This is a genomic window from Egbenema bharatensis FJBBOT/2019 (assembly GCF_048077055.1).
Lineage (GTDB): Bacteria > Cyanobacteriota > Cyanobacteriia > Elainellales > Elainellaceae > Egbenema > Egbenema bharatensis.
In genome coordinates this window covers 4,155,489-4,170,292 of record NZ_CP182236.1, presented here as the reverse complement: position 1 = coordinate 4,170,292, position 14,804 = coordinate 4,155,489, and the positions used below count along the sequence as shown (strand labels likewise).

Annotated in this window: 10 protein-coding genes and 1 pseudogene; 8 read left to right on the top strand and 3 right to left on the bottom strand. The window is 51.8% G+C overall.

Features of this window, described 5'->3' with window-relative positions; genetic code table 11:
- Window positions 1–16 precede the first annotated feature (16 nt).
- On the bottom strand, window positions 17–1,306 hold the full coding sequence (locus tag ACM1PF_RS19270) for a M16 family metallopeptidase (RefSeq protein WP_416666277.1): 1,290 nt from the start codon (window positions 1,304–1,306) through the stop codon (window positions 17–19).
- A 582-nt stretch (window positions 1,307–1,888) separates the two neighbouring features.
- Here ACM1PF_RS19270 and ACM1PF_RS19265 point away from each other — a divergent pair.
- The 7 genes and pseudogenes from ACM1PF_RS19265 (at window position 1,889) to ACM1PF_RS19235 (ending at window position 9,904) form a co-directional block, all read left to right on the top strand.
- Window positions 1,889–3,028: a hypothetical protein gene (locus ACM1PF_RS19265; RefSeq protein ID WP_416666276.1), complete on the top strand. Its 1,140-nt coding sequence runs from the start codon at window positions 1,889–1,891 to the stop codon at window positions 3,026–3,028.
- Between the two features lie 973 nt (window positions 3,029–4,001).
- On the top strand, window positions 4,002–5,957 hold the full coding sequence (locus ACM1PF_RS19260) for a protein kinase domain-containing protein (protein ID WP_416666275.1): 1,956 nt from the start codon (window positions 4,002–4,004) through the stop codon (window positions 5,955–5,957).
- 290 nt (window positions 5,958–6,247) lie between these two features.
- Window positions 6,248–6,865, top strand: a complete 618-nt coding sequence (locus ACM1PF_RS19255) for a TMEM165/GDT1 family protein (RefSeq protein ID WP_416666274.1) — start codon at window positions 6,248–6,250, stop codon at window positions 6,863–6,865.
- Between the two features lie 132 nt (window positions 6,866–6,997).
- Window positions 6,998–7,300 carry a 4-Cys prefix domain-containing protein gene (locus ACM1PF_RS19250; RefSeq protein ID WP_416666273.1) on the top strand — a complete coding sequence of 101 codons (303 nt, stop codon included), beginning with the start codon at window positions 6,998–7,000 and terminating at the stop codon, window positions 7,298–7,300.
- A pseudogene (locus ACM1PF_RS19245) lies at window positions 7,192–7,935 on the top strand (serine/threonine protein kinase); the annotation flags it as partial. The gene ACM1PF_RS19250 and the pseudogene ACM1PF_RS19245, both read left to right, overlap by 109 nt.
- 92 nt (window positions 7,936–8,027) lie before the next feature.
- A complete protein-coding gene (locus ACM1PF_RS19240; protein ID WP_416676727.1) occupies window positions 8,028–8,213 on the top strand; it encodes a pentapeptide repeat-containing protein in 186 nt (61 codons plus the stop codon).
- Between the two features lie 665 nt (window positions 8,214–8,878).
- Window positions 8,879–9,904 (top strand): WD40 repeat domain-containing protein, encoded by a 1,026-nt coding sequence (locus tag ACM1PF_RS19235; protein WP_416666272.1) that lies wholly within the window; start codon window positions 8,879–8,881, stop codon window positions 9,902–9,904.
- Between the two features lie 60 nt (window positions 9,905–9,964).
- Here ACM1PF_RS19235 and ACM1PF_RS19230 read toward each other — a convergent pair whose 3' ends face one another.
- Together ACM1PF_RS19230 and ACM1PF_RS19225 are read right to left on the bottom strand one after the other, a co-directional pair.
- The gene (locus ACM1PF_RS19230; RefSeq protein ID WP_416666271.1) at window positions 9,965–11,041 is read right to left on the bottom strand and encodes an ABC transporter substrate-binding protein; all 1,077 of its coding nucleotides are present in this window, start codon (window positions 11,039–11,041) and stop codon (window positions 9,965–9,967) included.
- A 320-nt stretch (window positions 11,042–11,361) separates the two neighbouring features.
- Entirely contained in the window at window positions 11,362–13,365 is a 2,004-nt protein-coding gene (locus ACM1PF_RS19225) for an N-acetylmuramoyl-L-alanine amidase (RefSeq protein WP_416666270.1), read from the bottom strand.
- 298 nt (window positions 13,366–13,663) lie between these two features.
- Between ACM1PF_RS19225 and acsF the strand changes: the two genes are divergently transcribed.
- The gene (gene acsF / locus ACM1PF_RS19220; RefSeq protein ID WP_416666269.1) at window positions 13,664–14,740 is read left to right on the top strand and encodes a magnesium-protoporphyrin IX monomethyl ester (oxidative) cyclase; all 1,077 of its coding nucleotides are present in this window, start codon (window positions 13,664–13,666) and stop codon (window positions 14,738–14,740) included.
- Window positions 14,741–14,804 lie beyond the last annotated feature (64 nt).

The following is a 14,804-nucleotide window of genomic DNA, read 5'->3' as shown; positions in this document are numbered from 1 at the left end:
CTGAGATAAGTAGAATTTAGCAGGGTTTCATTACAGTAACAGCGTAGCGTAAGGGCGATAGATACTGCTGTGCCAGGTTTTGTAGTTCATTCGTCTCAAACGAGCGAATGACCGCAGGATACTGAGCCGAGAGTTCTGCCTGGGCGATCGTGTTGTAGTAGCCGTAGAGTCCCGCTAACTGATTCGTGGTTTCCGTCGAAAAAGCGTAATCGTTCTGCAACAGCCGCTTGTAGCGAGCCAATTCAGCCGGAACAATAGGGGTGTGAGTCAGTTCCGACAGACGATCGCCAATGATGGCCTCAACCACATCTAAATGGGCAGGGTCAAGCCAGGCCGTCAGGGTAAACAGGCTGGAGTCTCGCTGAAGGGAAAACCCACCGCCAATATCTTGCACCAGTTGCCGCTCTTCCCGCAGTTCCCGCACGAGCCGAGAAGTCCGTCCCCCCGCCAGAATAACCGATAGCAAATCCAGTCCGTAGGCCGATCGCAAGGCATCCACCCCTGGACAAACCCAGGCCATCATTAGCCGAGCCAGTCCTAAGTCTGGCAGTTCAAACTCCTGGCGGCGAATTTCCGTCAAAGGATGTTCGGGTTCAATCCTCGGCGCAGGACACTCAACACGGGGTGAGAACGCACTGAAATAGCGATGTACCAGATCCAGGGTTAGCTCCCAATCCACATTCCCCACAATCACCACGGTCATGTTTTCTGGCTGATAATGGGCCCGGTGAAACTGACGCATCTCCTCCGGCGATCGTTCCAGCAAATCCGCCGCATGACCCAGGATAGGACGACCATAGGGATGGCGCAGATAGGCTGACTCCACCAATGCCTGAAAGCCGAGCATATCGGGATCGTCTAAAGACTGGCGAATTTCTTCTAAAACCACACCCCGCTCTAGTTCAAATTCATCATCGGGAATCGCCGCATTGAGCAGCAATTCAGCCAAATAGGGAAGGGTATCGGGCAGATCTGCCGCTGCTGTATTAATAAAGAAATGAGCATAGTCATGGCTGGTGGCCGCATTGGTCATTCCCCCTCGGCTTTCAATTACATAGTCAAAGCTGCCGGGCGGAAGCTGATCGGTTCCCTTGAAGACCATGTGTTCCAAAAAATGCGCCATCCCAGCCCAGGGTTCTGGTTCCACGATCGCCCCTGCTTTAACCCAAACATCGACGGTCACCACAGGAGCCGTTGGAACCTGCTGATGAATTAGCGTTAGCCCGTTGTCTAGCTGAAACCGATGTGCCAAAAACCCGCCAACTGGCAAAGCGTTAGCGTGGGGATCTGTTAGAAGTACAACCAAGGTCGCCTATTCCTGAAGTATGAACAAGTTTTATGAGCGTTGCGTTTCTGGTTCGATTGGGAGAAATACTGTGTCAATTAAATAAACAGGATAGCTTATTCGGGCGGGGATGGGGAAAGTGAGACTAATTGAGACAACGTTCTCCGCATCGCTGCACCGGAGAGCTAGGGGTTCGATCGCCTGATCTGGGTAAAAGCTTGATGGAATCAATGGTACAGCCGATCGTTTTTTGAGAACACCTGTTTTATTTTTTTGTCTCAGTTTGTCTTTCAAGACGGCTTGTCTTACAGCAATTAATTGCATAATTTTAGTCCAATTCCTTACAGAACAAGGCTTTGAGAAAGAGACAGCTTTCTCTGTATCGCTTCACCTTTTGTCCGAGTCCACTCACTTTCCCATCCGGATCGGCTCACCTGTGGTTCCGGCAACCCCTGATGAGGCAAGCCATCCACCCCTGATAAGACAACCTGATCAGATCGATCAGATCGATCAGTTTTCCTGTGCTGTTTTTTAGGGTCTGACAGAATTAACCGCTACAGGTAGCGTCAGAGGAGGTGTAGTATCGCTACATCTGCGGCAGCATTGCACTATATTGCGGAGAGAGAGGATCCATTTCTGTCCCTCTTCCCCCATCGGTTCGACTATATTTATGCGCACCATCCAGAACCTGGAGAAAAGCCAGACTGGAAAACAGAAACTCGTTATCCCCTGTCCGATCGCCTGATTCAGCAAGGAGCCTATTTATATGGTGTGCGGTTTGGCAAACAAACTCGATATTGCCTGATTGATATTGATTGTCACAGCCAGTATCACCCCAACCACGATCCCCTGGCGGTTTCCCGCTTAGTCTCCGCGTTGGAGCCTCTGGGACTGACCAGTTATGTGGCCTGTCGGTCAAGCAGCAGTGGTGGACTCCATCTTTATTTTCCGTTTGAGTCGGCCCAGGCCTCCTGGAAACTGGCGGCGACCGTGACAGCCCTCCTGAGCAATCACGGGTTTAAGCTGAGTCCAGGGCAGCTTGAAGTGTTCCCTAATCCCAAACCCTATGTTGTAGATGGCCATCCCACGCGCTTCAATGCCCATCGATTGCCGTTGCAACCAGGGTTCTGGTTATTGAACTCGGAATTTGAACCCATCTGGAGCGATCGCCTCACTTTCATCCAACGGTGGCAGTTTGCTGAAACGAAAAATGATTTAACTGAAATTGCCCTGGAGCGAGTTTTAAAACAGGTCAAGCGACAGTCCTATCGGGTTTCCAATCGAGCGGAGAAGTTTCTCAATGACCTGAATGCAGAAATTGAACTGGGCTGGACAGGGCAGGGACAAACCAATCGCCTGCTGGGAAGAATTGCCCTCCGTACCTACGTGTTTCATCCAGTGATCACGGGGGGAGTTCCCTTGACTGGTGAAGCCCTGGTGAAGCAAGTAGTGGAAATTGCCCGATCGCTACCAGGTTACAGCGAGTGGTGTGGCCATCAGCACGAGATCGCTGACCGGGCAGGGAGTGGGCCAGATGTGTGGAAAATAGCCATTACTTTCCCTACGGATCTAAACGAACAGAATCATTGCGTTCAACTGAGCAAACCAGCGATCGAACCAACGAAATCACCTGGAACCAAAAACAGTCCAATGCAACCAGAGACAGGATCAAGGCTGCGATCGATTCTTTACTGGGATCAAATACGCTACCAACTGGGATCACCGATCGGTTTCAGGCACTGACTCAGTTTGGTATCAGTGGTAGTTCGCTCTACCGTCATCGAGATCTGTGGCATCCCAATCATCCCAATCATCTAAAGGATCTAAGAGACATAAAAGATCTGAGAGATCCAGCAAATCTTCTAACTGGTTCCGAGCATCAAATCAATCAAACTCAGGATCTAGAACTCGATCGAACGCACCTCAAAAGCAATGATCCTGGAGAGCATACCAAAAGGGATCAAGAACTTGATTCTAAAACTGATCCCAAACTCGATCTCAGAACCGATCCGAGAATAGTCTCCAGATCTGATCCCGAATCTGATCCCAGAACAAATCTCCCCATTGATGCAATTGATCTACAAAAGAACCTAATCAATTCAAAAGATGATCTAGAGAGAAATGACAAAACAAAACCTGAGATCAATTCTGAAACTGATCCCGATCCCAGAGAGGATTCTAACCCTGATCCAATCCATAACCAGATTGAACTAGTGTCCTATACAAACAGCCAGAGCCCCCTCAACTGTTGTACAAGCTTATTATCGGGAACTGGGTGTAATGCCAGATCTAAAGCCAACTCTGTGCCATTTACCAATGATTGTTTTCATTCAACAGCCTGTAATCTCCCTGCTGTTCTGCCTTTGACGGGAAGGCGGCGATCGGAAATTCTACGGACTGAAATGACTCAAGGGAGGCTGAAAGATGAAGTTAAGATGAGCAGGCTTTGCCTACACAGTCTTCTTATGTCAGAGTAAAGGATGAAAATACTGAACGATCTACCGGAATTGGGTAGATGCGAGATGTAGTCCCTGTTGATGCGCCCTTTAGTTCCTTCTATCTCGAATATTTCTCAAAGGCTTTTTGGAGTGTCAGACGGCATGGAGTCGTCCTCTGCTTTTGTTGTGACCGTAGGTTCAAAGTTGCACAGCTTTTAACCTTGGGGTACGTCTAATTTATCGGCAAACATTTCGTCACACAGGATGCCATCTGCATCATGATTGGTTCTACATTAAGTGGTCGCTACAAAGTTTCAACAGTTTTAGGTACAGGCGGCATGGGGCGGACGTATGTGGCGCAGGATATGCTGCGTCCGGGTCATCCCACCTGTGTGGTGAAGCAGTTAAGGCCTGCAAGTGAAGATCCAGGTGTTCTGGAAATTGCCAGACGGCTCTTTGCGACAGAGGCAGAAATTTTAGAGTGGTTGGGGAACCACGATCAGCTCCCCAGATTATTGGCCTACTTTGAACAGGAGCAGGAATTTTACCTCGTCCAGGAGTATATTGACGGCCATCCTTTAAGTTTCGAGTTGGCTCAGGATCAACTCTGGACTGAAGAACGGGTGATTGTGCTGCTGCAAGAAATTTTGAGCGTTCTGGCATTTATTCACGAACAAAACGTGATTCACCGAGATATCAAGCCAGATAACATCATTCGGCGCAAACGAGATAACAAGCTGGTGCTGATTGACTTTGGTGCAGTGAAACAGGTGCGCTTACAGCAGCCGACGATCGTGGGACAGGCCAGTGTGACGGTGGCGATCGGTACTCCGGGCTACATGCCAACGGAACAGTCCAGTGGTAAACCGCGTCCCAGTAGCGATATTTATGCAGTCGGGATGATTGGTATTCAGGCGTTGACTGGAATGCTGCCGACCTACCTGCACGAAGATGATGATGGCGAGGTGGTCTGGCAACACCTGACGCAGGTGAGTGATGGCTTTGCTCAGGTGATTAACAAGATGGTACGGCACTATTTTAAGCACCGCTACCAGTCTGCAACGGAGGCACTCCAGGCACTCCAGCAACTAACAAATGCAGGTTCCCTGCCGCTCACGAGTGCCGTGACATCGACCCAGGTGGCTTCAGGATGGCCGGCTCCTTCCCGTTCTCCTGTGTTGCCTACACCGTTCCCCACCACTCCCTTTCCCACGGTTCCTGCCCCATTCTCCACTCCCCATCCTTCCAGCCCTCCCGTTTCTGGAAATCCTGCTGTTCCTGCCGCAGGTGGAACTGCTTCCTCTGGTATTCCCTCTGGCGTGCCCTCTGGCGTGCCCTCTGCCTCTGCCTCCCCTCCCGTTCCCGCCGTTCCAAGCGTTCCCCCTACACAGGCTGTGTCTCCCGGTATTCCAGTTGTTCCCAGCGTTCCGCCGACTCAGCCTATCTCGGAAATTTCGGCAACCCACGTCGTATCTGCTTCAGGCAATCGAGTTACGCCTCAAAGTCTGTCTGGTCAGCAGTTGAACGGTCAGCAGTTGAACGGTCAGCAGTTGAACGGTCAGCATAACGGACAGGCCTTTCGTCCCGGTAGTCCCCTGTACTCGACCCATCAAGCATTGACCCACGAAGATTCACAGACAGCATCACAGCCACACCAAGGCGCGATCGCACTCCAGTCTCCTCCTCAGCCGGGTCTCAAACCCCAGACTCAACCGCAAACTAATCCTGGTGTAAAGCCTGCCCCCAAATTGCTAATCGTTGGCGGTGGAATTGCCCTACTGCTGGTATTTGGCGGAATCGTTTATGCAGTTCTGTTTCGTGGGGAACAACCGTCCCAACCCGTTCCAGCCATCATAGAGCCGCCAACGCCCGAAACCTCTCCCAGCCCTGCTGATGATCCTGAGCCAGTCCCAACGGAACCAAATCTACGCCTGACTGATCCCGACCCAGTTCCCAGCCCAGCTCCCAGTCCAGCTCCCGATGCGCGTCCACCGTCAGAACCCGAACAGGCTGTCCCCGCTCCGGTTCCGGCTCCGGCTCCCGCCCCCGAACCGGAACCCTATATTCCAGCCCCCGAACCAGAGGCATATATTCCCCCTCCCGCCCCCGAACCGGAACCCTACATTCCTGAATCAGAGCCGTTTTATCCATCAGAACCCGCACCCGCACCCGCACCCGCACCCGCACCCGCACCGGCAGAGGATGTCCCCTTCTTCGAGGTACCTGATTTTTAGTCATCCCGCCTGAAACGCTTGAAGTAAATGATTGACAGGATCGCAAAAAATCGATACATTCATGGAACAAGAAGGGGAGTAGCTGCTGGTTCACAGAGTTAGCAAGGTAATTCTGGATCAGCTCACCTGAGTCAACATACTGGCGATGAGCCTGGCTTAGGTGCAGAAAAGATTTAACTTCTGTCAGCGAGACCTTCACTGAGTTCACATCGGAGTGAGCTGAGTGAAGTGTTTTCATTTCATTAAGCTCACTCAGGTTCAAACTGTTCTACTTGAGAGGAGCTGAATTAATGCTGGCTGGATTCACTGCGGGACTGTTACTGATTTCGATTTCGGAGTTAGGAGATAAAACGTTTTTAATTGCGGCCATTATGGCGATGCGCCATTCCCGTCGGTGGGTGTTTATTGGGTCGATCGCCGCTTTAGCCACAATGACAGTCTTATCAGTGTTAATGGGTCAGGTTGCTGGGTTGCTGCCCGAAACCTATGTTCGGTGGGCAGAGATTTTACTCTTTTTAGGGTTTGGCATTAAGCTGCTGGCAGATTCCAGATTTATGTCTGACAAGCTCAACAAAGAAGAGGAATGTGAAGCGATCGAGGCAGTGGAGAAACTAGAGGCAACGCTTCATCGCCCCAATGGGTTTGCCATCATCACGCAAACCTTCGGGTTAACGATGGTGGCAGAGTGGGGCGATCGCACTCAGTTCGCTACGATTGCTCTGGCCGCAGCAAATCATCCTCTAGGTGTAACCGCAGGGGCCGTGTTAGGTCATGCCATCTGTTCAATGATTGCGGTGGTGTGTGGCCGGATGATCTGTGGCCGACTCTCAGAGCGCAAAATTACGGCGATCGGGGGTGGGCTATTTCTTTTGTTTGCAGTGATCAGCCTGGCGCGATGGTTCACGTAAAAAATATGGTTTCTTTCCGGATTCTCCGTTTGGATTATCGCTGATCTCGTTAGGTAGAGGGTTGTGATTCCAACTCACAAACTCCTGAGATTCCCTCTACGGGTGATCTCAATACTTCAAGCGGTTGTCTCAATGGATATTTACTGTACGCGCCCCGGTTGCCCCAAACCCCGTAATTCAATTCGCTCTTTTCAATCCCCAACGTCAAAGACCTCCCGGCAGCACTTTTGTAGAGCCTGTGCAATGCCGTTGATTTTGAATCACCGCTATTTGCCGATCGAGTTGCTCAGGACAAAAACTTCAGGAGCGACGTTTCTGGCAAAGATCTGTATTCTGAGGAGCAGAGATCTGAGGAGCAGAGATCTGAGGAGCAGAGATACGTCATTCAGCAGGTTAGAGTTCAGCGGCAACTCTCTGGGCAACTGGAGGCTATAACTCAACAGATTAATCAGGAAGTAAGAACGCTAGGCATCTTCGGTATTGAGCATGAGCAAATCCCTGCTGTTTATCCGTGCTTTCACTTCAACGTCACGGCGTTTGATGGGTTACGGTTGTCTTCTGCCAAGGATGAGTTTCTCTATCTGGTACAACAAAACATTGAGGGAGTCAGTTTAGCGGAAGAACTGCAACAGCGGGGGCAATTTTCTGCAGCAGAGATCATTGGGGTGATGCTGCAATTGCTGCCACTCTTACAGTTCATGCATGAACATCCCCATCGAATTGTTCATCAGAACATTACTCCCGAAACGATCCTGCGCGATCGCCAGGGGTATCTCTATCTAGTGAATTTTGGGTGCATCCAAACTCTGATGGATCGGCTTGCTGTCCAGGCAGCTTCAGGATCCAGTCCATTCTGGTTTGTTTCTCCCGAACAACAGGCAGGGCAATCCGTTTCCCCTTGCTCAGATTTGTACTCCCTCGGAGTCACCCTGGTGGCACTCCTGACTGCCCAAAACCTGGAGTCGATGCTGGATCTGGAGAGCTATCGTTGGGACTGGAGTTCTCATGTGCCGGTCTGTGCCCCCCTCCTGGCTCAGATTTTGGACAAAATGCTTCAGCCTGTACCCGCCCAACGCTATCAGTCGGCGGCAGAGGTTCTCGCTGCCCTGGCTCCGCTGGTATCGGGTGACGGGAAATTGGTCGGGTCTGAAATCTCGGCTACATCTTCAGGAACTGCATCTTCAGGAACGCTGACTTCAGGAACTGCATCTTCAGGAACGCTGACTTCAGGAACGGCGACGGCAGCCCTGGAAATTCCGATCGCAACCCCAAAAGCACCTCCAGAAGCACCTCCAGAAACATGGGCCGTTCAACCTCTGACCGGAGAAACAGCAGAGAAGTCGTTTAACTCGATCGATGAACCGATTGATGAACTGACTGATGAACTGACTGATGAACCGATCGCAGATGGACTACCATTCCCTGCCGTTGATCGGCTGACGGAGCCGATCGCAGATCCGATCGCAGATCCGATCGCAGACGCTCAAACCGTTACCCCTGCTGCCGAAAGTTCCCGTGTGCTTCCGCCAGATAACTCTCCTGAGATTCCGGCTATCGGACTTGAATGGCTAACGGATACAGCAGATCCAGACGCAGCAGCAAGAGTTCAGCCTGAGCAGACTCAACCCTCAACGGAACAACTGCTCCTACCCCCTAAATTATTGCGTCAGTCCTTGCTCCTGGGTTCAGGGAGTTGGTTGGTTGCTGCGACCCTGATCAGCTTTGTGGGCACGCTGCTGGCCTCTGGGTTATGGCTGTTGCTCCTGGTGGTTGTGGTTTTTGGATTTTTGGCGAGGCAGCAACCGGTTTTGGAACAAACTCGCTTCCTGACGGTGGCACTTGTCGCGGTTGGAGCCACGTTCTTATTAGTTCCCCAACTGTTGGAACAACTGGATATCGTCCAGTTCTTTCCCCAGGTGCTACTCCTGGCAGTTGCTGCGGGGCTGTTTGCATTTATTTTAATTTTGCTCTCCCAGTGGATTGATGATTTATTGATTAAGGGTAATAAATAAAATGGTAAGGGTAAGTTTAAAGCGGTTTCTCTCACTGGCGATCGCAATACTGGCGATCGTCGTGATCGTTCGCTTAGTAGGACAACTGAATAATCCAGGGTTTCAAAGTGGGGTGGCATCGGGAGGAGAGAATTCCCGGCTTACCCTGATCCGGAAATTAACCGGACACACAGATGCCGTTGCATCGATTGCGATTAGTACCGATGGCAAGATGCTGGCGAGCGGCAGTCACGATAAAACAGTGAAAGTGTGGAACCTGGAAACCGGAACACTCCTGCACACTTTGGAGGGATATAAAGAAGCGGTATTGTCTGTGGCTATTCGCCCGGATGGACAAACTCTTGCCAGTGGCGGTCTGGACAATGCGATCGACCTGTGGAATCCAGCAACGGGGCAGTCTGTCCGTACCCTCTCCCATGAGGGTGGCTGGGTGACTTCCCTGACGGTTAGCCCGGATGGACAAACCCTGGTCAGTGGTCGAACCGGAAATTTGATCCATCTGTGGGATATGCAATCTGAGCAACCCACCCATAGCCTCAAGGAAGGAATTACGCTGCCTGTGCTGTCGGTTGCTATCAGTCCAGATGGACAATTGCTGGCCAGTGGTGGGTCAGATAACACTATCCAGATCTGGGATTTAGCCACCGATCGCCTGATTCGCTCCCTGGAGGGGCACAAAGGATGGGTGACGACACTGGCCATCAGCCCAGACGGTCAGACGTTAGTGAGTGGCAGCATTGATACCACAATTCGCCTGTGGGACTTGAACACTGGACAACAGCAGCGCACCCTTCGGGCCCATTCCTACTCCGTTTCATCGGTCGCCATCAGTCCAGATGGAAAATTGCTGGCGAGTGGTGGGTTGGATGGTGAGATCCGGCTCTGGGATTTAGCCACCGCTCAACGGCTAGCCACTGTTTCCGGTATGCATACCAAGGCGGTTTCTTCATTGGCCTTCAGCCCAGACGGACAACGGCTCGCCAGTGGTAGTGCGGACTCCAGTATCACCCTTTGGCAGGTTAACTGAGTGAAGTCCTGGGGGTTTAGTACTGCTCTACCCCCAGGTTTTGACTGGCAGTGGTAAGGTTTAACCCTGGTAGTAGGCGACCCCTTTATTGACGAATTGGAGGGTATAGGCACTCCGATAGTTGATGTCAGCGTTGAACACCTCTGCCTCCACGGTACTATCAAAAAACTCCTGCCATTTCTCGTCCGTCATTGCACCAATCCCAAGACTTTCAGCATCCCCTGAAACCACGATTCCGTATTCCTTCAGTTTCTCCACGCTGTAGGCAATTTGTTCATCCGTCATGGCAGGGTTGTCTTGTTTAATCAAAGCGTTGCCCGGAGCCGGATCGTCCAGATAGCTATACCAACCTTTAATCGAAGCATCCACAAACCGCTGCACCAGGTCAGGATTCGTTTCCACCAGTTGAGTTCTCGCTTCGATCGTGTTGGTGTAGGGGTTATAGCCCGAATCAGCGAGGAGCAGGATCACCGGTTCAGCTCCCCCCAGTCGTTCAATTTCAAATGGCTCAGACGTGAGATATCCCTGTTGAATCAGGTTTTCATCCGCTAGAAATGGTTCCAGATCAAAGTTGTAGGGACGACGTTGCTCGTCTGTAAACCCATACTTTGCCTTCAGGAAGGGCCAGTAGCTGACGGTGCCAGCGGAAGATACCAGGATCGGTTTGCCGCGCAGGTCTTCCAGCGAATCATTCCCAGTATTTGGGTGAGCGATCAACACTTGCGGCGTTTTCTGAAAAGGAGCCGCCACCGTAATTTTGGGAATGCCAGTCGCCACAGAGTTGATGGCATCTGCTGCATACCCAATGATAAAATCGACCGCGCCCAACATCAGCAGCAAGTTATTGTTGACTCGTGGGCCGCCGGGCTTAATCGTGACATCCAACCCATGATCGTTGTAAATGCCCGTGGCGATCGCCTGATAAAACCCGCCATGTTCTGCTTGGGCAACCCACTCGGTACTCAGGGTGACTGGGTCTAGATCACCTGCCGTTGCAGAAGTAACCTGACGTGCTGTCGGGCTAGTTTGAGAACAGGCCGCTAAAAAACTGGAACCCAGTGCCATTGCTCCGTACTGCATAAACTGACGGCGATTGATGCCGGGTTGATAGTTGTATTTGTAATTTTTCTGAACCATATAGAATCCCTATGCAGTTTATTGCATAAACCTGACTTGAATGTTCATTCCTGTTGTGCTCTCCACCTCAATGAGGTCAGAGTGAGGACAGGCTGTTTTTGAGAACCGCGCTCTGCACCCCTTGCAAAAAATAATGAGTTCTACGAAGGGAACGAACTATCCCCCTCCAATAGACAATCAACGAATAACAATCAACTAATAGACCCTTGACTCCATCACTTTATACGGCGAGTTTGCAGGAATTCCAGGTTAATCCTGAAGAAGAACCGCTGTTCAGCAGAGCTCCGATCGAAGCGGGTTCAGGGTGTACGAACCTGGCTTTACTCCCTCACCGCAGCCTGCTGCTGAATGTAGATCAGAATGCCCTGAGCGATCGCCCGTGCCATTTGATTCTGAAAGTTCGTGTCAGCCAAACGGGGTGCGTCTTCGTTGCCAGTGACAAAGCCTATTTCTACTAATACGGCTGGCATGGAGGTGCGTCGTAACACATAGAATCGGGCTTGTCGTGCGCCGCGATCGTTCATGCCAAGGTTGCTGACAATGCTGTTTTGGATCACCTGCGCCAGCCCCTGACCGCTGGAATAGTAGTAGGTTTCAGCCCCGTTTACATCAGGACGATCCATGCTGATGGCGTTGGCGTGAATACTGACAAATAGGGTGGCGTTTGACTGTTCTGCCAGTTGGACTCTGGGTTCTAAATCCACTTCCCGATCGTCACTGCGGGTCATGACCACATAGACTCCCTGCTGCTGAAGGAGAGCTGCCACTTGATGGGAAATGGGTAAGACAATATCAGCCTCACGGATACCGCCAATGCCGACTGCTCCCACATCAGCTCCTCCATGACCGGGATCAATCACGACAACCAGCCGTCCGGCAGGAATGCGGGGAAGCGGGGCGTTAGCAGAAATGGGAGACGTTCCGGGGAGAGGAGAGGTGGGTGCTGGAGCAGCGATCGTGGGTTGAGAACGCTCCATTTCCAGGGATAGCAGTTGGGAGCTAACGGCATTAATTGCCCCAAACCTGACTCCTGAAGCGGGTTGGATAATTACAAGCACCGTATCCTCCTCCTCTTGTCGCAGCCTGACTCGCAGGAGCGGACTGTTGGATTCTAGCTGGGGCCCAGCCACCCGATCGGCTAATCGAGCCGGAGACAAACGGACTTCATACAATCCACTGCGCCATCGTCCCAGGTGCGTCACCGCTCGATCGGAACGAATCAACAACTGCCGTCCATTCGGATCCAGTTCCACCCCCTCAATGGTGGCGATCGGTAGGGCAGCCGCAGTAGATTCGGTGGGCGGTGCAGCGGGAGTTGGGGGAGGGGTCGCCGCAGCCTGGGGCGGTTGAGATGGGGGCGGGGGAACGGGGTTCGCAGCAGGGCGGGATGGCTCTGGAGTACGAGCTGGAGTACGGGAACGACGGCTGGATACGTTGATCTGTCCCGTTGGCAGCAGGACAATCCCTCCCAGTCCACTCGCCGATGCTTGCCAGTTGGGGCTATCTCGATCGACGCTGAGGGTGATGCGAACTCGCGGCGGAGTATTATCGGTTTGCGTGAATTCCAGTTGATCAATGCCAAATTGCTCCACCGAGGACAATCGCTCTGTGAATTGGGGTGACAAGACCGCATTGTCCACGGTGATGGTAATGGAACGGCGATCGCGGCTACGGCTTAGATTGACCGAGGGCGAGACTCCCTGGGTTCTAACAAAGATGCCATCATCGGTAATTCGTAGCCCTTCCACCTGCGTGATTGAACTATCAACGGGCGGAGCAACGCTCGGAGCTGGAGCCGGGGCTGGAGCGGGTGCAGGGGCGATTGGGCTGGGAGCCGGTAAAGCGGCTGGGGGTGCAGGAGAAGTCGGGGGGGGGCTGGCAGGTGGATTGGCGAAGGGAGCCGTAGCCGTACTGGAATATTCGGGATTAGGGAGCTGAACCGTCCAGTGGTTGGAGGTTAAGCCGCGAAACTGGATTTGCTGGGGGTTGATCATGTAACCAGGAGCCAGTTCCAGGATAATTCGCGCTGTGTTGGAGTCTAGCTGCGTCACCCGCACCTGCTGAATGGCTCCCCCGTAGATCTGAGAAGGTTGGACATTACCGCCGATCGTGGTTCCAGGCAGATCAATCACCAGGCGAGTCGGTTCAGGCACCAGTTGGGCCCGAGGTTGCACATCAGCATCAGTTGTGAACTCTAAAAAATTTTGCCCAGCATCAAACCGCCAGGAGGCTAATTCCCCTGCCCAAACCGGCGCGATCGACCCCAGTACAGTCACTAAACCGGAGACTAGACCGGATAACAGACCTGACCAAACCCATTGCATCTTCTGAATCTTCAAAGCCGCCTCACCTTACTTCCGCGTCAAACGAAAGACCTCCTCTAAAGAACCGAGAGTTTAACGCCCCTGATCAAAACCCGAATTAGTCTGTCACAAAACATAACCTTCTGTTGCAAGTCTTAACTTTACAGACTATCGTTGGCCCGCCTGAGCTTGGTAGACTAAGGGACGTAAAAACACTGTATTTTCAGGATTAGCCAAGCCTCCAGCCTATAGCCTCGATCGGAGTCCACTTTGTCGATTCCTGGGGTTTGGAACACTAGAAGCAAGAGTAAACGTACACATGGTAGATTCGCTGAAAAAACCAACGGTTGATGAGCTTCGTCCTGGGATCAAGGCTCCTTCGCAGGACACCATCTTGACTCCCCGGTTTTATACAACAAATTTTGAAGAGATGGCCAAAATGGACATCTCCGTCAATGAGGATGAGCTACAGGCAATTCTGGAGGAGTTTCGGGCTGACTATAACCGTCATCATTTCGTCCGAACTGATGAATTTAAGCAGTCCTGGGATCACATTGACGGTGAAACGCGGCGGCTGTTTATTGAATTCCTGGAGCGGTCTTGTACGGCAGAATTCTCTGGGTTCCTGCTTTACAAGGAGCTGTCCCGCAAGCTAAAGGGCAAAAGTCCTGTTTTGGCAGAATGTTTTGCTCTGATGTCGCGGGATGAGGCGCGTCATGCGGGGTTCCTGAACAAGGCGATGTCCGATTTTGGGCTTCAGCTTGACCTGGGTTTCCTCACTGAAAGCAAGAGCTACACTTACTTCGCACCCAAGTTTATCTTTTACGCTACCTATCTCTCTGAGAAGATTGGCTACTGGCGATACATCACCATCTATCGCCATCTAGAGTCCCATCCTGAAAATCGCATCTACCCCATCTTCCGGTTCTTTGAGAATTGGTGTCAGGACGAAAACCGTCACGGTGATTTCTTTGATGCCATTATGCAGTCTCAGCCGCAGTTCTTAAATGACTGGAAGGCAAGGTTATGGAGTCGGTTCTTCCTGCTGTCGGTCTTTGCCACGATGTATCTCAACGACATTCAGCGATCGGGCTTTTACCAGTCGATCGGGTTAGACGCACGGGAATACGATCTCCATGTGATTCAGAAGACCAATGAAACGGCGGGTCGTGTGTTCCCTGTCATCCTCAACGTCGATCATCCCAAGTTCGTGGAACTGATGGACAAGTCGGCCGAAGCAAACCTGAAGATTAGTGCGATCAGTAGCTCTAATGCACCAGGCTGGTTGAAGTCGATCCAGAAGTTACCGCACGTTGCGACGATCGCCGTTAACCTGTTGCGCCTTTATCTGATGAAACCCATTGATATGACCACTCAAACTGGAGCAGTTCTCTAGGGTTTATAGGACTTGTGGGCTGAAATGCTTGAGTCAGGCGGCTTCCACCAGGGAGCCGCTTTTG